This is a genomic window from Steroidobacter agaridevorans, from assembly GCF_009932555.1.
Taxonomy (GTDB): domain Bacteria; phylum Pseudomonadota; class Gammaproteobacteria; order Steroidobacterales; family Steroidobacteraceae; genus Steroidobacter; species Steroidobacter agaridevorans.
Window position 1 is genome coordinate 599,325 of record NZ_BLJO01000003.1, and the last position, 18,393, is coordinate 617,717.

Annotated in this window: 13 protein-coding genes; 11 read left to right on the forward strand and 2 right to left on the reverse strand. The window is 61.3% G+C overall.

Features of this window, described 5'->3' with window-relative positions:
* Positions 1-200: 200 nt before the first annotated feature.
* The gene (locus GYH35_RS13490; RefSeq protein WP_235936783.1) at positions 201-671 is read left to right on the forward strand and encodes an SDR family NAD(P)-dependent oxidoreductase; all 471 of its coding nucleotides are present in this window, start codon (positions 201-203) and stop codon (positions 669-671) included.
* A gap of 492 nt (positions 672-1,163) precedes the next feature.
* Here GYH35_RS13490 and GYH35_RS13495 read toward each other — a convergent pair whose 3' ends face one another.
* On the reverse strand, positions 1,164-1,835 hold the full coding sequence (locus GYH35_RS13495; RefSeq protein ID WP_161828694.1) for a LamG domain-containing protein: 672 nt from the start codon (positions 1,833-1,835) through the stop codon (positions 1,164-1,166).
* A 471-nt stretch (positions 1,836-2,306) separates the two neighbouring features.
* On the opposite strand from GYH35_RS13495, the gene GYH35_RS13500 reads away from it, so the two are divergent.
* From GYH35_RS13500 to GYH35_RS13525, 6 genes are all read left to right on the forward strand, one after another.
* The gene (locus tag GYH35_RS13500) at positions 2,307-3,782 is read left to right on the forward strand and encodes an apiosidase-like domain-containing protein (RefSeq protein ID WP_161828695.1); all 1,476 of its coding nucleotides are present in this window, start codon (positions 2,307-2,309) and stop codon (positions 3,780-3,782) included.
* Between the two features lie 137 nt (positions 3,783-3,919).
* Positions 3,920-5,209 (forward strand): DUF4861 family protein, encoded by a 1,290-nt coding sequence (locus GYH35_RS13505; protein ID WP_161828696.1) that lies wholly within the window; start codon positions 3,920-3,922, stop codon positions 5,207-5,209.
* Between the two features lie 20 nt (positions 5,210-5,229).
* The gene (gene pelA / locus GYH35_RS13510; RefSeq protein ID WP_161828697.1) at positions 5,230-6,339 is read left to right on the forward strand and encodes a pectate lyase; all 1,110 of its coding nucleotides are present in this window, start codon (positions 5,230-5,232) and stop codon (positions 6,337-6,339) included.
* A 254-nt stretch (positions 6,340-6,593) separates the two neighbouring features.
* Positions 6,594-9,848 (forward strand): TonB-dependent receptor, encoded by a 3,255-nt coding sequence (locus GYH35_RS13515; RefSeq protein ID WP_161828698.1) that lies wholly within the window; start codon positions 6,594-6,596, stop codon positions 9,846-9,848.
* Positions 9,849-9,937: 89 nt separating this feature from the next.
* Entirely contained in the window at positions 9,938-11,458 is a 1,521-nt protein-coding gene (locus tag GYH35_RS13520; protein ID WP_161828699.1) for a pectate lyase, read from the forward strand.
* A 131-nt stretch (positions 11,459-11,589) separates the two neighbouring features.
* A complete protein-coding gene (locus GYH35_RS13525; RefSeq protein ID WP_161828700.1) occupies positions 11,590-13,026 on the forward strand; it encodes a DUF1593 domain-containing protein in 1,437 nt (478 codons plus the stop codon).
* A 33-nt stretch (positions 13,027-13,059) separates the two neighbouring features.
* Here GYH35_RS13525 and GYH35_RS13530 read toward each other — a convergent pair whose 3' ends face one another.
* Complete coding sequence (locus GYH35_RS13530) at positions 13,060-13,917, reverse strand: helix-turn-helix domain-containing protein (RefSeq protein WP_161828701.1); 858 nt, start codon at positions 13,915-13,917, stop codon at positions 13,060-13,062.
* Between the two features lie 117 nt (positions 13,918-14,034).
* On the opposite strand from GYH35_RS13530, the gene GYH35_RS13535 reads away from it, so the two are divergent.
* Genes GYH35_RS13535 through GYH35_RS13550 form a run of 4 tightly spaced genes read left to right on the forward strand, consistent with a single transcriptional unit; the run spans position 14,035 to position 18,390 of the window.
* Entirely contained in the window at positions 14,035-15,045 is a 1,011-nt protein-coding gene (locus GYH35_RS13535; protein WP_202624303.1) for a sugar phosphate isomerase/epimerase family protein, read from the forward strand.
* The gene (locus GYH35_RS13540; RefSeq protein ID WP_161828702.1) at positions 15,042-15,899 is read left to right on the forward strand and encodes a transketolase; all 858 of its coding nucleotides are present in this window, start codon (positions 15,042-15,044) and stop codon (positions 15,897-15,899) included. Before GYH35_RS13535 ends, GYH35_RS13540 begins: the two co-directional genes overlap by 4 nt.
* A 17-nt stretch (positions 15,900-15,916) precedes the next feature.
* The gene (locus GYH35_RS13545) at positions 15,917-16,903 is read left to right on the forward strand and encodes a transketolase family protein (protein WP_161828849.1); all 987 of its coding nucleotides are present in this window, start codon (positions 15,917-15,919) and stop codon (positions 16,901-16,903) included.
* Positions 16,903-18,390 carry an FGGY family carbohydrate kinase gene (locus GYH35_RS13550; RefSeq protein ID WP_161828703.1) on the forward strand — a complete coding sequence of 496 codons (1,488 nt, stop codon included), beginning with the start codon at positions 16,903-16,905 and terminating at the stop codon, positions 18,388-18,390. Before GYH35_RS13545 ends, GYH35_RS13550 begins: the two co-directional genes overlap by 1 nt.
* The last annotated feature ends 3 nt before the right edge of the window (positions 18,391-18,393 follow it).

Consider the following 18,393-nt stretch of genomic DNA (forward strand, 5'->3'; position numbering starts at 1 on the left):
AGACAAGGTGGCAATCGTATCAACTAAGCGAATGATGTGGCGAGTGCGGAGCAGGCATTGCAAACGATAGAGATCGCCGTCGGCACGGCGATCCTCGGTCGCGCCGATGTGACCCATCAAGAAGACGTTGATCGATCATTGCAGCTGCCCATCGCGCCTATGGTCAGGATATCCACCTGCTAGTAAACGTTGCACGCGGGCTGGTCGAGCGCCGAACTCTTGCGCAGATCGATGAAGCATTCTTCGATCGGGTCATGTCCCTCAATCTGAAATCGACCTTCCTGATGACGCGAGCTGCCGTGCCTTACATGCCGCGCGGGTCGGCGATCGTGAATCTTTCCTCCCAGGCTGGGCGAGATGGCGGAGGCGCGGGTGCATCCATTTATGCAACAGCCAAAGGTGCCGTTTCTACATTTACTCGAGTCATGGCGAAAGAGCTCGGGCTCCGCGGTACCTGCGTGAATGCGGTCTGTCCCGGCATGATCAGTACGAGCTTCCATGACATGTTCTCCAAGCCCGAAGTGCGCACGACTGTGGCCGGGGCCACCCCGCTGCGGCGCGAGGGCAAAGCCAGCGAGGTGGCAGAAGTCGTTGCATGCCTGGCATCGACAGACGGATCGTTCCTCAAAGCCGTCAATCTGGATGTCAACGGAGGACTGCTGTTCTCGTAGAAAGGACTCCATTTGCGGTTCATTTGTTTGAATAACGCGGTCACCAACAGTGGTTCGACGATAGGCGCGTCTGATCGGCGTTGGCGCCTCGACGCCGCGAAAGTGGGAACAGGGCGAGCACGCTGACTTTGCAACGATGCATCTTGGCTCGGACCTGGGGCGCGCCATACGAGCGCGGTGCATCGGCCGCTGATGGTTGCCTCACGGCAGTTCAATCCGATCCAGCAATTCCTGATTGCTTTCGATGGCAGCGAGACGACGCGCAGGGGCGTCGAAAAATTCACAGCGCCATTCGATCTGGTAACGCGACGCAGTGATAGGACACTACGTCACCGCAAATCCATCGATCTGCTCGTGATGGGAGCCTATGGCCATTCCCGTATCCGGCAGCTGATTGTTGGAAGCACGGCGACCGACGTGTTTGATCCCCATCTTGCTGTTGCGCTGATCACAGTGCGTCCGTGCGAAGCAACTCGAGCGTCTCAGTCTCGATCATCGTCGCGAGTCGAATGTCTCAGGTCGAAGCGAGTCCACGATCCGAGTTGGGCTCGCCAGGGCCTCTGACGTGAAACGAACTTCGGCGATGCATCCTTTGTACCAGGATCGCTCGTTCAACCGCACACCCAGGGAGATGCGACCGTCCTTCATGGGATGAAATGGTACGGGCCCGTCCATTTCCTTGGCACCATTCACGTAGTGCGCCATGGTCCGTCCATCGAACGACAGCGCCACCCAGTGCCAGCGATCCGCCGCATGCAGCTTGGCACGATCGAGAAGCACCCGATTATCTTCGCTCGAAGCGTACATGAAGGTATCGAGTGCCCATTGTCGCTCGCGAGTCAGTCTCGTCTCCAGCAGCAGGCGGCTGGCACGTTCATCCTCGATATGCAGGAAGCGTTGTTCCTCGTCTCCCGTTCCATCCGGTTTGATCAACACCTCGATGGTGAACTGCGCCTGACCAGCGAGCGGATTCGTTGTGACGATGACTCCGTCGGACCGGCCATCGAAGCAGAGCGCGTGGCGACCATCCACGATCTGCGCGCGAGGCGCGCCGAGTACTCGAGCGTGATGGTCAGCGATGCGTGGGAATTCTGCGAAAGTCCAGGTAACCAGCTCCGCCCGAACGGCAGAGCTTGCGCAGCCCAGTAGCAGCGCCGCCGCCACCTTGATCATGAATAGGAATCTTCGCTGTCGGGTCATGGGCATCCTCTGTAAGCATTCCGCAGGCAACCTTCATTGGCCAGTAAATGGCCAGCTTCCGGTCCAGCGTCGAACCTAACGCGGCGGCAGCAGATCGAGAGAGCCAATGCACCTGAAAGATTAGTATCCTAGAAGCTTTCGGCAGATATCGAGAAGATTCACTGGCGTGAGCGGACTACCGTCATGGCGACGAGAGACCGTCGGGCCCGCTGCGTGCAGCCCTGCGAGACTCGATACAAACGTTGGGGGATTTCAGGTGCAGCGTCATCCTGCTGTTTCACGTGCCATTCGCACGCATTGACCGTTCCGGTCCTCACAAGCCGCCATCGAAGCGAATCCCTCGATGCGTCATCGACGTTGCGTTTCTTATCACGCAGCGTTCATGGCGCTTGGCTGCCGGCGGCCTTTACGAATCACATAAGTATTGAACTGACCATGAAAACAATTTTTCTGATTGTCCTGCTGTGCGCCTCGTTGCTGGGTCAGCCGGGCAGAGCGGAGGCGCCCTGGCAGCAGCATGGCAAGCTCGAGGTGTCCTCAAATGGCCACGCCATACAACATGCGGATGGCACCGCGCTGCTTTGGATCGGCGATACCGCGTGGGGAATGTTTCAACAGCTCACTCGCGAAGAGATCGATCAATACCTTGATCACCGTCAACGACTGGGATTCACGGTCATCCAGTCGGTAGCGTTCTGGTATCCGCACGGCGGCGGGATGCGGAGCGGACCTCACAACGCGGCCAATGCCTACGGTCATCGTCCCTTCAGCGGCGGCGAGGATTCTCCCAACACGGCCGAGCCGCTGGTGGTCGAGGGGGGCAGCCCCGACGCGCCCAATGACTACTGGGATCACGCGGACTATGTGATTCGCGCGATCAAGCAGCGGAACATGTATCTGGCGCTGTTGCCCTGTTGGGGACGAGCCTACGTCACTCCGCAGTTTGGTGGCGCTCATCAGGAATTCACGGAGTCAGAGGCGAAGTCCTATGGCGAGTTCCTCGGCAAGCGCTATCAACGGGAGCCGCACATCGTCTGGGTGCTCGGCGGCGATGCCAAGGCGCAGTATCAGGGCTACGGCAGCGATGGGTACGCGGAGTACGACAAGCGCGCCGTGTTCAGGGCGATGGCAGAGGGAATCGCGCACGGTGTGACCGGGCAGCGGCTCTCATGGAACCGGGCGCATCCGGCCTGGAAGCAGGTTTTCATGACCTATCACCCGGATGGCGACTTTCTAGACAATTCTTCCAAATGGTTCCACGAGGATGCCTGGCTGAGCGCCAACGGCGTGGAAGTGTGGAGCGAGGTGGAGCAGGTCTACCCGACGATGCTGCGCGACTACGAATTGCAGCGGCCGATCAAGCCGAGCCTGTTCCTCGAGGGGTCCTACGAATTCGGCTCTTATCGTCGCGAGTGCGGTTGGGTCACACCGCTCAAAACGCGCCGCCAGATCTACCATACCTTCTTTGCCGGCGGCGCCGGGCACACGTACGGGGCGGGGCCGATCTGGGCTATGCGCGGCAACGGCGGCGACTACAACTGCGGCTACACCTGGCAACAGTCGCTCGATTTTCCAGGCGCCGCCCAGTTCGCCGGAGTGGCGAAGAAATTTCTGCTGGAGCACGGCTGGCCGCAGTGGATTCCAGAAGGGCGCATGGTCGCCGGCGCCGGGCAAGGTGAAAGCCTGAAGGCGGCCGTTACGGCTGCCTCTGGCCAGCTGGCGCTGGTTTATTTTTCCAATAACTCGCACGCGAAGATAACGAACACGCTGGGCAAAGCTGCGGTGGCGCGATGGTTCGATCCGCGCGACGGCGCAGAGCAGCCGGCAGGGCGATTCGAGCCGAATGAGGCCCGCGGCATGTTTCCTCCCGAGAGATGGGAAGACGCCGTGCTGATCCTGCGAGCCGAGTGACGGAAACCGAAGCGACGACAATGCGATACATCCGTATCCCAACTGCATTGCTGGCTTTGCTGTTACAACCGCTGCTGGCCGCAGGTGACGAATCAGTTACATCGCGGCCATGGTATGCACAAGGCGATTTCGAGCCTATGCAGCGCGTCGAACTGGTAGTGCGCAATACACTGGACCGCGAGCGGCACAACAATCCAGTGACCATCCGGCGCGATCAGCTCGGCATGCTGCCGGACAGCCACGAATTCGCCCTCACGCTCGTCGACCCGAGCCTGCCAGGCCGGCCCGAGCCTTCGGCGGAGCTCTTCCAGCGACAAGGCGGACACGAGACGCGCCGGGAAAGCAACGGCGCCTGGATTGCCTATCAGCTCGACGATCTCGACCAGGACGGCCTCTGGGACGAGCTGTTCTTCATGTCCGATTTCGCGGCGGGGCAGAGCAAGGTCTTCTATCTCTATCTCGGCTTCCACAACCGTGGTTGGCACGTGCACCGGACGCATGCCGCGATCGGTTCTTATGCCCGACACACTGTACCGTTCTGGGAGTCGGAGAACATCGGCTGGAAACTGTGGTATCCGACCGATATCGACGTGTTCGGCAAGCGGCGCCCGGTGCTGATGTCGCACCGCCTGTACATGGAGAATCTCGACGGTTACGGCGTGTCCGCGACCGATGTTGCCTACGGCTCTGACATCATGCAGGTAGGGGCGTCGTTCGGCGGCGGCGGTATCGGCGTGTTCGAAGACGCAAAGAATCCCAACGTCGTCTCGCGCCCCAGGTTTACGGCGCGCTCGCTGGGCACCGGCTTCAACGCAGGTCCACGCAGCGACACTCGCTATGCATTTACGGTGTTGGCCAATGGGCCGGTGCGCTCGATCGTCCGAGCGCGCACCTTCAATTGGGACTCGGGCGCCGGAAAGTATGAGCTGGAACAAATGTACAGCGCGTACGCGGGGCAGAGCTATGCGACGGCGCGCGTCCACTTCTCTGTGTTCAACCCTGACAATCCCGACACCGCTTTTGCCGTGGGTATGCGCAAGCATCTGAGTGAAACCAGTTTTCATAAAGCGCGCGGCATCGTCATCAGCGGCGCACCTGAGGCGATCCGCAACCAGGACGACGACGGCTTGCGTGAGAACAGCTTGATGGTGGATTTCGTCGGTACCGCACTGGTCGTGCCTGAAAAGTTTTCGCCGGAATACGTCTTCGTGCCTACCAGCGAAGGCAACCACGTACTGCGCATCAAGCCGAACAATGAGCGCTCATTCGAGTACCTGATCGCCGCGGGATGGAGCGAGGGCACCGTGAATCGGACCGCAGCGGAGTTTCGCGACTACACGCTGCGTACCGCCGAAGAGTTCAACTCGCCGCTGGAACTCGTCGGTGCGAAGTTGGAGGCGCGTCCGGCGACTCGCGCGTCCGAATGACTGGCGATGGGAGACCTGTGATGCCCAGCCATCGGCCCGCACAACCCATCTCGGCGCGTGCGATTCGTTTCCTGGTGGCTCTGTCCGGGCTTGCGATCTTATCGGGATGCTCGGCGACTGCGCCAGTCGCCTGGAACCCCGGCGTCGCTCGGCAAGCGTCGAATTGGTATCGATCCGCGCAGGCTCGGGGGATCGCGGACAGTGTCCTGCAGTATCAGTCGGCTGAGGGTGGCTGGCCAAAGAACACCGACTTGGCGAAGGCACCGCGAACCGCCGCGGATATTCCCTCCGACGGTAAAGAGAATACTTTCGATAACGACGGCACCACATTGCCGATGGAGTTCCTGGCGCGCGTCGTGCACGCTACGGGCGCGAGAGTCTATCGGGATGCGTTCAATCGCGGCCTGGACTACACGCTTGCCGCGCAATATCCCAATGGCGGATGGCCACAATTCTATCCGCTACGCAGCGGCTACTACTCGCACATTACATTCAACGACGACGCGATGATCCGCGTGATGAGTCTGCTGCGTGACATCGCATCCGGAAAGCCACCCTACGAGTTCGTCGACGATGTGCGCCGGGAGCGGGCGGCGCAGGCGGTTGCGCGAGGCATCGATCTCATATTGAGAACCCAGATCAAACAAAACGGGTTCCTGACCGCCTGGTGCGCACAGTATGACGAGCGGACACTCGAACCCGCCTGGGCGCGTCGTTACGAGCCGCCCTCGTTATCGGGCAGTGAGAGCGTGGGCATCCTGCGCTTTCTCATGAGCATCGAGGCGCCGACGCCGCAGATCGTCGCCGCAATCGAAGGCGGCGTGCGCTGGCTGCGGCAGTCGGCTATCGTCGGCATTCGCCTGGAACGCTTTACGAGTGATGATGGGTTAGCAGACAAGCGCGTGATGGCGGAATCAGCGGCCGAAACTCTTTGGGCTCGCTTTTATGAACTCGGCTCCAACCGTCCGATTTTTCTGGGCCGGGACTCGGTGTTCCGTTACAACTTCGCGGAAATCGAACGCGAGCGCCGCACGGGTTATGGGTACTACGGCACCTGGCCTCGCCGGCTGCTCGACGAAGACTATCCGGCATGGAAGCGAGAGTTGCCACTTCAACCGCGGCGGTCCTGAGCGGGTTCTGAGGCCGGCAACGCACGCTGCGAGCCTCTTCCATCATCGATTCGTACTGCATCCATGACGGTCCTGCGAACCGTCCGAGCTCTGGAATGGCTCCGAAAGATTATTATCCTGGGAATCTTTAGGTGAGATCGAGAAGATTCGCTGCAATCGACAGATTACCTTGAACGGGCAAAGAGCGCCGGGAGGGCTGCGCGGTCGCGTGGTCACGAGAGCGTTCGGTACAAGGACTGTCTGGGGGATTAAAGATGCAGCAGCGCAATCGTGTTGTTACGCGTGCCATCTGCACGACGTCCGGCAGGGCGTTGGCGATGGCGGGGATGTGGATGGCGGCCTACGCTCCAGCGTGGTCGCAGACGACCGCGCAGACCTCACAGCTCGAAGAGGTCATCGTGACAGGTATCCGCAGCGCGCTCGCGAGCGGAATCGAGACCAAACGCGAGTCGTTCACGCAGGTCGACGAGATCAACGCCGAGGACATGGCGGATTTTCCGGACAGCAATCTGGCCGAGTCGCTGCAGCGTTTGCCGGGCGTATCGATCGATCGAGTCGACGGCGAGGGCCGCACCATCACCGTTCGCGGTCTCGGCGGCGATTTCGTAACCACCACTATCAACGGCATGGACGCGCTGTCCACCGCGGGCGGCGGCAATTCTGGCTCGTCTCCCAATCGCAGCCGTTCCTTCGAATTCAACTCGTTTGCGTCGGAGCTGTTCGGCAGTCTCAAGGTTCAGAAGACCGCCGCGGCGTCGACTGACGAAGGCTCGTTGGGCTCGACGGTCGCGCTCTCGACGCCCCGCGCTCTGGATTACGGGCGCTTCGCTACCGCACTTTCCGCCTCGGGTGCGTACTACGATGCCGGCGATAAGGTATCGCCGCGCCTGGCGGCACTCATCACGGACACGTTCTTCGACAACAGGCTGGGCATCATCGCTTCGGCGGCCTACAGCGAACGTGATTCGGTCATCGACAAGTACGATCGCAACACCGGTCAGGCCGACATCCTGTATCGAAATTCGCAGCACGCGGGGTTGACGCCGGCTACGTTCGGCTATGCGCGTCCTTCCAACGCGACCCACGCGAATCCAGCGCTCTCTTGCGCGGCAAATCCGGGGCTGCTGGGTTGCGGTTCCGACCCGGCGGCGTACGCGGCGCTGCCCCTGACGGCATTCATTCCAACCTTCCCGACGCTGAGTCACGAGGAAATCAGCTACGAACGCCTCGGGGTGACCTTCGGCGTGCAATGGCGTCCGACCGATCGATCGTTACTGTCGCTGGACTATCTTCTGTCCTCGTACAAGAGTGAAGAAGTGCTCTATGAGCTCACGCCCATCAGCGGCAATCGCAATGGATACAACGCCACGGCGGCAATCAATCCAGCTTCGCTGAATGCGGCGGCCCGGCGCGGCCTGTACGCGAGATGCGATCAGGTCACGGGCACGGTGGACGATCGCGATTGTGGTCAGGCGCTGTACGGAACCACGCCGGTTGCCGGCACGCAGTTCAGCTTCAATCCGCACAATCTCGAGCCCTACGACTACTACAACTCGCCTGCCTCGGTCGGCTATATCCCGAGCGCCAATGGCATCGCGAACTGGGCGCAGCTCGTCGGACGCCCCAACATGCAGGTGCGGGACGTGAACGTAGTCACGAACCGCGATGGTCGCGCGTTCGCCGACTACATTGCGCTCGACAACGTGGACTGGCGCAATGCCGCCGACGGCACGGAGAACGAGACGACGTTCGATCAGATCTCGCTGAATTTCGAACACCGGTTCAGCGATGCGCTGAGCATGACCGCGCTGATCGGCACCTCCAAGTCGGAATATCGAAGCAACGGCATGCTGGTCGAGTTCAACAATCTGGACATGGACGGTTTCGTATTCGATGAACGCAGCGGCGGCTCCATGCCCGTCATGAATCTCGGATTCGATCCGGCGGATCCGAACAATTGGAGCCTCGTGAAAGGGTTGTCGGAAGTGCGCACGGTTCGCTGGGCCGTGGACAACGAGTTTGAAACGGCGAAACTGAATTTCACCTGGACTTTCTCTGACACCTTCGGCGTGAACTTTGGCGGCGGGCGCAAGAAGTTCGATTATTCCGCGCTCGAGCTGCGGCGTAACTCGGGTGCTCAGCCCATGATTCCAACCGAGCGCGAGGCGGGCCGCGCTATTGGCGAGTTCGGCCGGATGGTTTCTTACGGCGAAGGCGGCATCGATGTTTCGAATGGCACACCGACCCGCTGGTTCGCACCGAGTTTCGATGGCTTCCGTAACGCCTTCGACGTGCAATGCAACTGCATCAATCAATGGGGCGACTGGCGCCTCAACGAACGCACCGGGAGCACCAACGCCGTTTCCGAAACCGATACCAGCGGCTACGCCGAGCTGACGATGAACGCTCAGCCGGGCGGCCGGCGGTTGTTCGGAAATTTCGGCGTGCGCTACGCGAAGACGGAAGTGGAATCCGCTGGGCTGCTCGCGAACCAAATCCTCACCGCGAACAACGAATACAACGACACGCTGCCATCGTTGAATCTTGCCTACGAGGTGCTGCCCGATACGCTGCTGCGTATCGGCGCCGCGAAAGTCATGGCCCGCCCGCGGCTCAACGACCTGCGTCCCAACGGCAACCTGCCGACCGGTTGCAGCGGCACCAGCGCTGGCTGCAATTCAGCGCCGGCCTTTACGATGGGCAACCCGTACCTCGAGCCATTCCGCGCGACCAACTACGATCTCGGCCTGGAGTGGTACTTCAGCAGTGAAGGCTTGCTGGCTGCTGCGTTGTTCTACAAGGACATCGAATCGTTCCCGCAGTCGGTACGCAGCGATGGGCCGCTGTCGCAGGTGCTGCCGCCAGAGCTGCTGAGTGCGTACGTGGCGACCATCACCGATGCGCCACTGCTCGCGCACATCAATAACGGCGGCACCTTCGGCATCACTACGCAGCGCGATTCGCCCGGCGGCTTCATCCGTGGCGCGGAGTTGTCCTATCAACAGCCGTTCACGTTCCTGCCGGCGCCGTTCAACAACTTTGGCACCATCCTCAACTACACACGCATCGAGTCGGAGCTGCAATACATAGTCAACAGCAACACCGGGCAAACGCAGACCGCACCGTATCTCAACGCGTCGCCCAACTCGTTCAACGCCACGCTCTACTATGCGACGGATCGCTGGGAAGCGCGCATTTCCGGAGCGTATCGATCCGAATATATGCAGCTCTTTCCGGTATCGGCGGGCACTTGCGAGATTGGACTGACCACCAGCGGCGGCGCGCCGTGCAACGCGCCGCTCATCAATGACTTCCGCGCGGTGGAGGACAATCTCTATGTGGATGCGTCGTGGCGTTTCGATGTCGGCGACTATATGAGCCTCACCGCCGAGATACAGAACCTCACGGACGAGCATACCCAGCGCTGGGTCTACAGCGACGTGGAGATCATTCAGTTGCACCAGGGATTCGGTCGAACGTTCACGCTCGGCTTGCGTGTCAAGCTGTAGTCGAGGGTGACGCCGTGACGGTTCCATCGAGCACGCTGGCGATGCTCGATGGAACGCGCCGAGTAGATCGCTTTCTTGAGCAGAGGTACATGATGTCAGTGGTATCGAATGGCAACGACAGAGTTCATTGGTCGCTGAGTGCGCTCGGCTTGGTTTTGATGACAATAGCGCTGTTCGGGAACGCGAAAGCCTCGCAGCCGGGGCGCGAGGAGATTCTGAAGGCGATGAAGCAGGCCGCCGTTTTCATGGTGGACAAGGTGGCCGTGCACGGTGGCTACGTGTGGGTGGTCAGCGACGATCTTTCGCAGCGTTGGGGCGAGGTGCCGGCTCGGCCGTCGCAGATCTGGCTGCAAGGGGGCACCGAGCGAGTGGGGGAGGTCATGCTCGACGCCTACGAGGCCACCGGCGACCGCTACTACCTGGAGGCGGCACGCAAGGCCGCCGACGCACTGGTGTTCGGACAGCATCCGCTCGGCGGCTGGCACTACTTCATCGACTTCGATCCACGTGGCCTGCCGCAGTGGTACGAGGACGTTGCGTCCAGATTTCCGTATGGACTGGAAGAGTATCGGCACTACTACGGCAACGCGACTTTTGACGATCACGTCACATCGGACGCCGCCCAGTTCCTGCTGCGCTTCTATAGCGTGAGTCACGAGGCCGCCTATCGCGAACCGGTGGCCCGAGCGCTCCATTTCCTGTTGATCTCGCAGTATCCGAATGGTGCCTGGCCGCAGCGTTACCCGTTGCGGTATGAGTACGCCCACGATGGATTGCCCGACTACACCTCTTTCTTCACGCTCAACGACGGGGCCGCCGAGCACAATATCAAGGTGCTGCTGCAGGCGTTCGATACCTTCGCAGATGAACGCTATTGGGAAGCCGCCCGGCGCGGCGTCGATGCGCTGATCAGCTTGCAAGGCCCCGTCGGCCAGGCATGCTGGGCCGAGCAGTATGGTCCGGACATGCGTCCCGCCACTGCGCGAACGCATGAACCCGCAGGCTATGTCGTGCGTGAAAGTCGCAGCGTCATCGACATCCTGCACGTCATGTATCTGCGAACGGGTGATCCGCGTTACCTGGCGCCAGTGCCGCGATGCCTCGATTGGTTCGACCGGATCAATCGTGAGTCGGCGTCGGAGCGCTATCCAACGCCGCGTTACTGGGAACCGGGAACCAACCGGCCGCTATATGTCGTTCGCACCGGCGAGCGCACGTCGGAAGGCTATGGCAAATATAAATGGGTTACCGATCCCTCGCAGACCCGGTGCGAAGGTAAACCTTGCCGCTGGGGCGGCAAGCCGATCGTCGATGTGAAGGCGCTGCGTGCCGATCATGAAGCAATAGCCGCGCTTTCGCCGAAGCAGCGGGCCGAGCGTCTGGTTGCACTGGATACACACAGGCGATCGCGCCCCGATGTTGCTGAGGTGGCCGGAGTGATCGCCTCGCTGGATGCGCGCGGCGCCTGGGTCACGGACGGGATTTCTGTGCCGCGTCCTGGGATGTCGATTCAAGCCGACGTTCAAGCCGATGATCGGGTGCCGGTACGCGGCATCAGCACGGCTGTCTTTACGACACACATGACGACTTTGATCTCCGCCCTGAGGTAAGCAAGTTGGCGCAGATCGACAGTTGACGGCGCAGCGACCCCGGCCCCCTGCATGTCACGGACCCCCGGCCATGCTCGGGGTCGCTGCGCAGGTCATGGTGCAGATTTTCTACGATGGTTGATCCGACGAACATGCCTATGAAGACTCGTTTGCTGACCCTCCTGCTCGCATTGTTGGCTTTCAGTGTGGACGCGCATGCTGCGCCCGGCGACAAAGTGCGATTGTTCGTGCTCACCGATATCGAGAACGAACCGGATGACGCGCAATCCATGGTGCGTTTGCTTGCCTATGCGAACAACTTCGATATCGAAGGCCTGGTTGCTACGACCTCGGTGCACTTGCCGAATCGAACCGCCGCGGCTCGTATTCGCACTATCGTCGACGCCTATGGCGAGGTACGGGATAACCTGGAGAAGCATGAGTCAGGATGGCCGACCGCTGAGCGTTTGCGCTCTGTCATCAGTGAAGGCCTGCCGCTCCTGGGCATGCAGGCAGTGGGTGATGACAAGGACTCACAGGGCTCCGCGGCGCTCATTGCCGCCGCTGACCGCGACGACTCGCGGCCGCTGTGGGTAACCGTCTGGGGCGGTCCCAACGTGCTCGCGCAGGCGCTTCATAAAGTCCGAGCCACGCGTTCCAAACAGGCGCTGGCAAAGTTCGTCGCCAAATTGCGCGTATACACGATCTCGGATCAGGACGATTCAGGCCCGTGGATCCGCAAGAACTTTCCCACGCTGTTCTATATCGTCAGTCCTGGGCTCTCGGCGGGCGGCGCGTATCACTTCGCCACCTGGAGCGGCATCAGCGGCGATCGCGTCCATGGACGGTTTGGAGGCGCCGATTTTCCGATCGTTGACAACCCGTGGCTCGATCGGAACATCCGTAACAAAGGTCCGCTCGGCGCCCAGCATCCGCACACCGAGTTCCTGATGGAAGGTGATACGCCGAGCTTCCTCGGCCTGCTGGACAATGGACTTAACGAACCCGAGCATCCCAACTGGGGCGGGTGGGGCGGACGTTACGAGTTGTATCAGCCGCGCAAGCAGCGCTGGCACGTCGAGCAGGAAACGCGCCCTATCTGGACCGATGCCGTCGATGAAGTATTGGGCGTGGACGGCAACTGGCACACGACCAATCACGCCACGATCTGGCGCTGGCGCCGCGACTATCAGAATGACTTCGCCGCTCGCATGGATTGGACCATCAAGGCGCCCGGCGATGCGAACCATCCACCGATCGTGAAGCTCGATCATGCGCGCGAGCTGACGGCGAGACAAGGCGAGCGCGTCGACTTGAGCGCTGCGGGCACGAGCGATCCGGATGGCGATGCGCTGTCCTATCGCTGGTTCTTTTACCCGGAAGCCGGAACGTTCACCGTGTCTGGCCGCGATACGGGCGAGTTCGTCGAGATCACGAACTTCGATCAGCCGCAGGCCTGGTTCACGGTGCCGACGCGGCGAGTCATGGCGCCCGGCACCGGCACGATGCATTTCATCGTTGCGGTGACCGATCACGGCACGCCGCGCTTGACGCGATACCAGCGGGTGATCGTCGATGTCAGGAAGTAACGGCCGTCACTGCATTGGATCTGCAGTGAGCTTTCAATCCGTAAGCTGGTGCTCGCGCCGATAGGCGCGAGGCGAGCAGCCACATTCAGCATCGAACGCAGCGTTGAAGCGGCTGGTCGAAGTGAACCCTGAGGCGAGCGCAATATCCACGATCTTCGCATCCGTCGTAGCGAGCAATCGCTGTGCATGCGATACGCGATGCTGAGTGATGTAGTTCACCAGCGTGATGCCGAAGGTCTTCTTGAACAGGTTCATGGCGTAGTTGGGGTGCAATCCCACGACCTCGCCGATTTCCTCCACGCTCAGCGGCTGGGTATAGCGCTGCGCGATGAAGCAAGCCATCTGCTCCACTTTGCTCAAGCCCGCATGGCTGACGGCGCGGTGTCCCGGGCGCGGCCTCCGACTCGTCGCGGAAGGCGTTGTGACGGCCAGACGCAACAGCCTCGCTTCGAGCTCCAGGAGCACCGCCTTGCGCAGGCTCTCGCCGGGCTCGCGAAAATCCTGCTCCCAGCGCGACAGTAATTCGATGTCCGCCGCCGCTCGCGTGTCGATCGACTCGGCAATGACCTCGCCGTGGAGCAGCGGCTTGACCAGTTGATCCGGCAACTTGCATTGCAGGAACCAGGCAAGCGGCAGGGTGACCACGAAATATTCGGTGGTGTCCTCGAACGACAGGATCTGATGGGGAATCGCCGCCCAGAACACGCTCAATCTCTGTGCGGCCACCTGCACCTTGCGACCGCCGAGCAGATAGGTGACCAAGCCACTGCGCAGCAGGTTGATCTCGATTTCATTGTGCCGGTCGGGTCGCGGCATCGGCGTGGGGCGCCACAGTTCGCACGTGAAGCCATACGGCGCGAAGTCGGGGCGCTTCGGATCGAACGACGTCATGACATTACGATACAGGAAGTCTTTTATCGTTGGAAGGAAGAATGCCTCTAAAAATCAGCCTACCCTAACTCGTCATGACGCGAAGACAGCCTGCCGAGGCTGGATATGAAGGGGGAGATGATGTTCAGCACCAATAGCCCGCCACGCGCGGTGTCGTTGTCTTTTGGCGCCGGCTTGTGGATGTTCGGGCAGTTCGTCGATCGGTATGCGACGGACGCATACGGCCCCCCCGTCGGAACACTTCAGGCCATCGCTCGTGCCGGAGAAGTCGGACTGCTATCTGCGGTCGACATCAATTATCCATTCGAGCCGGGCGTCACGCCCGCGCAGGTGAAGTCCGCGCTTCAGGATGCGGGCTTGCGAGCGATCGCTGTCACGCCCGCCATCTATACGCGCAAGTTTCAGCGCGGCAGCTTCACCAATCCGGACTCGAAGCTGCGCGGCGATGCCATCGATCTATGCAAGCGCGCCATCGATGTGGCGCAACTGCTCGAAGCCGATTACGTGAAGTTCTGGCCAGGGCAGGACGGGTATGACTATCCCTTTCAGGCGGAATATACCCAGCTTTGGGATCTGGCCGTCGCCGGCGTGCGCTCGCTGGCAGCAAGCCACCCGCAGATGGGATTCGCAATCGAATACAAGTCCAAGGAACCGAGAACTCACATTACTTTCAGCTCGGCGGCACGCACGCTGCTGGCGATTCAGGACATGGGCGTCGACAACGTCGGCATCGTCATGGATCTCGGTCACTCGCTGTTCGCACAGGAAACACCTGCTGAAGAACTGCAGCTGATCGCTCGGCGCGGCAAGTTGCGTAGCGTGGAAGTGAACGACAACTGGCGGCAGTGGGATGACGATCTCACTGTCGGGGCGGTGCATCTGATCGAGACCCTGGAGTTCATGCTCGCCCTGCGGAGCATCGGCTGGCAACGTCCGATCCTGCTCGACCAGTTTCCGTTCCGTGAGGATCCGGTTGTTGCCGCCCGACACAGCATCGGCATGCTCAAGTTGCTGGATGCGGCGCTCGATCGGATCGATCTCGCGCAATTGCACGAAGTGCGAACCAATCAGGATGCATTGGCTGCGCAGCGCCTGGTTTATCAAACCATTCTCGGCGATCTGCGATGAGCGCCTCACACGCGCTCGGCGTCAGCGACCGAGAGCTGATGATCAAGTCGCTCGAGTATCGCAAGGATGTGCTGCGGATCATTTCGCATGCAGGCGCGGGCCATACCGGCGGCAGCTTGTCGTCCATCGATATTCTCAATGTGCTCTACAACCGCGTCATGAGGATATCGCCGGCGAGGTTCGATCAGCCCGATCGCGACCGCTACATTCAGAGCAAGGGACATTGCGTCGAGGCGCTCTATGTGGTGCTGGCCGATCTAGGATTCTTTCCGCGTTCGCAGCTGACGACGCTCTGTGAGTACGGCTCGCACTTCATCGGTCACCCGACACGCAAGGTGCCGGGCGTGGAGCACAATACCGGCGCCTTGGGGCATGGGCTCGCCTTCGGCGTTGGACTCGCGCTCGGGTTGCGTCACGATGATCTGCGTAACCGTGTGTTCGTGCTGCTCGGCGATGGTGAGCTCGCGGAGGGTTCGGTGTGGGAGGCCGCGATGGCGGCGGCGCATTATGAACTCGATCAGCTGGTCGCGATCGTCGATCGCAACCGGTTGCAGATCACCGGACCGACCAAAGATGTGCTGAGCAGCGAGCCGCTCGAATCCAAGTTCGGCGCGTTCGGCTGGCACGTGCGTACTGTCGACGGCCACAATGTCGCTGCGCTCACCAACGCGCTCACCGTTCCGCCTCCGCAAGGCAAGCCCATGGTGCTGCTCGCCGACACCATCAAAGGCAAGGGTGTGAGCTTCATGGAAGGCGTGCTGAAGTGGCATCACGGCGTGCCGGACGTCGATGAGTATCGCCGCGCCATGGAGGAGCTGGGAGCGGCGCTGCGCCAGGTGGGAGGGCACCAGTGAGCGCCCGAACGCCCTCAATGTATTCGGACGACGCACGCCAGAGGGCGGCGCGGCTCGGCTTGCGGCTCGGTCGTCCGAACCTCGAAGAGTTCGCGGCGACACTCACCGAGATCGCCGCCCGGGATCGCAACGTGATGGTCGTCACCAGCGACTCGCGCGGGTCGGGCAAGCTCGTCGGGTTCGGTCAGCGCCTGCCAAAGCAGATCGTCGAGGTCGGCATCGCCGAGCAGAATCTGGTCGGCATCGCGGCCGGACTGGCGGCCACGGGCAAGAAAGTGTTTGCGGTTTCTCCTGCCTGTTTTCTCACCGCGCGCGCGCTGGAGCAAATCAAAGCTGACGTAGCCTACTCGGATCATCCCGTCGTGCTCGTGGGTATCAGCGCTGGCGTGAGTTACGGAGCGCTCGGCTCGACACATCATTCGCTGCACGATTTCGCGGCGCTGCGCGCCATCAACAACGTCAGCATCGTGGCACCGGCAGACAACAAAGAGACCCACGCGGCGGTGTTGTACGCCTCGCAGGCCGTGCATCCGGTTTATCTGAGATTCGGCAAGGCGCCAATGTACGACGTGCATGGACCGGAGACGGGTAACCATGTGCGATCCGCGATGGTGGTCCGCGAGGGCACCGACGTCGCATTCATTGCGATCGGCGAAGCGGTCATTCACGCGCTGCTCGCCGCTGAGGATCTGTACGATCGCGAGCGAATTTCCTGTCGAGTCGTCAGTGTACCGGCGCTGCGTCCCTTCGACCAAGGACCCGTGCTGGCAGCCGCTCGAGAATGCAAAGCCTTGATCACCGTCGAAGAGCATTCCGTGTGCGGCGGCCTGGGTGAAGCCTGCGCTTCGTTGCTGCTTGAGTCAGGAGCGCGAACTCAGTTCAAGATGGTGGCCATCCCGGATGAATACACGGTCACCGGCAGCCAGGCGGACATATTCCGGCACTACGGCATCACGATGGAAGGTCTGGCGCGAACCGCGCATCGTTTGCTCGAGTCCATCTGATGAAGGCCGTGTTGTCCATCGATCAGAGTACTTCGGCGACCAAAGCGCTGCTGGTCGATCCATCTGGCGCGGTGCTCGCGAGAGCGGGCAGGGACCATCGGCAGCACTATCCACAACCGGGATGGGTCGAGCACGATGCAGAGGAGATCTGGGCGAACGTGCTCGCGACTGTGCGCGAGCTGCAACAGTCCGGCGCGTGCTCCGGGATCGAGATCAGCGCCATCAGCATTGCAAATCAGCGGGAGACGGTGGTGATTTTCGATCGCGTCACCGGCGCCCCCGTTCATCCGGCGATGGTATGGCAATGCCGGCGCGGTGATGAGTTATGCGCCGAGCAACTGCGCAGGGGACGCGACTCGACGGTCCGTGCACGCACTGGGTTGCGGATCGATGGCTACTTCAGCGCATCGAAGCTGCAGTGGCTGGTGCAGGAGCGCCCGGATATAGCCCGCCGACTGCAGAACGCCGAAGTGCTCATCGGTACGATGGAGACGTACCTCATCTACAGAATGACGCGAGGGCAGGTCTTCGCGACCGATCCGAGCAATGCGAGCAGGACTCTATTATTCGATATCCACCAGCGGGCGTGGGACGAGGACCTTTGCTCTTGGTGGCAGGTACCGTCGTGCGCGCTGGCTGAGGTCCGGGATTGCGATGCTCAGTTCGGTGAGAGCACACTGGATGGTTTGTTACCGTATGCGGTGCCGATACGCGGCGTGATGGGCGATTCACAGGCGGCGATGTTTGCGCAAGGATGTTTTGAACCGGGCAGCGCCAAGGCGACGTTCGGCAGCGGCACATCGGTACTCGTGAACGTCGGCTCATCGCCGGCACGCTCGACCCGGGGCGCTGTGGCGTCGCTGGCGTGGGTGCAGGGCGGGCGGGTCACTTATGCGCTCGAAGGTATCATCAATTTCTCGGCGGCGACCATGAACTGGTTGCGTGATCAACTGGGTCTGTTCGTCACTCTGGAGGAAGCCGAGCGCCTTGCTCAGGCCGCCGGCGAGCGTAACGAGGTATATCTCGTGCCGGCGTTCGCCGGACTCGGTGCGCCATACTGGCGTGATGCGGCTCGTGCGGCGATCGTAGGGCTAAGCGCGCATAGCCATCGAGGACACATTGTCAGGGCGGCGCTGGAAGCCATTGCTTTTCAGTTGCGCGATGTGATCGAGATGCTGCAGGCCGAAGCGGGCGTCGCCGTCAGCGAGCTGCGTTGTGATGGCGGCGCGACTCGCAGCGATCCGCTCATGCAGTTCACCGCGGACGTGCTGGGCATCGAACTGCGGCTGCCGCGTCATCCCGAGTGTTCGGCGATCGGCGCGGCCATGATGGGCATGTTGGGGATAGGATGGTACCCGTCGCCGCAGGCCATGAGAGAATTGACGAGCGAAGCTCATGCGTACCGTCGCAAGATGTCGCCGGACGAGGCCGACTGCCGTTATCGAGGCTGGCAGCGAGCCGTGCAGCAGGTGCTGGGCGTGACCTGAACC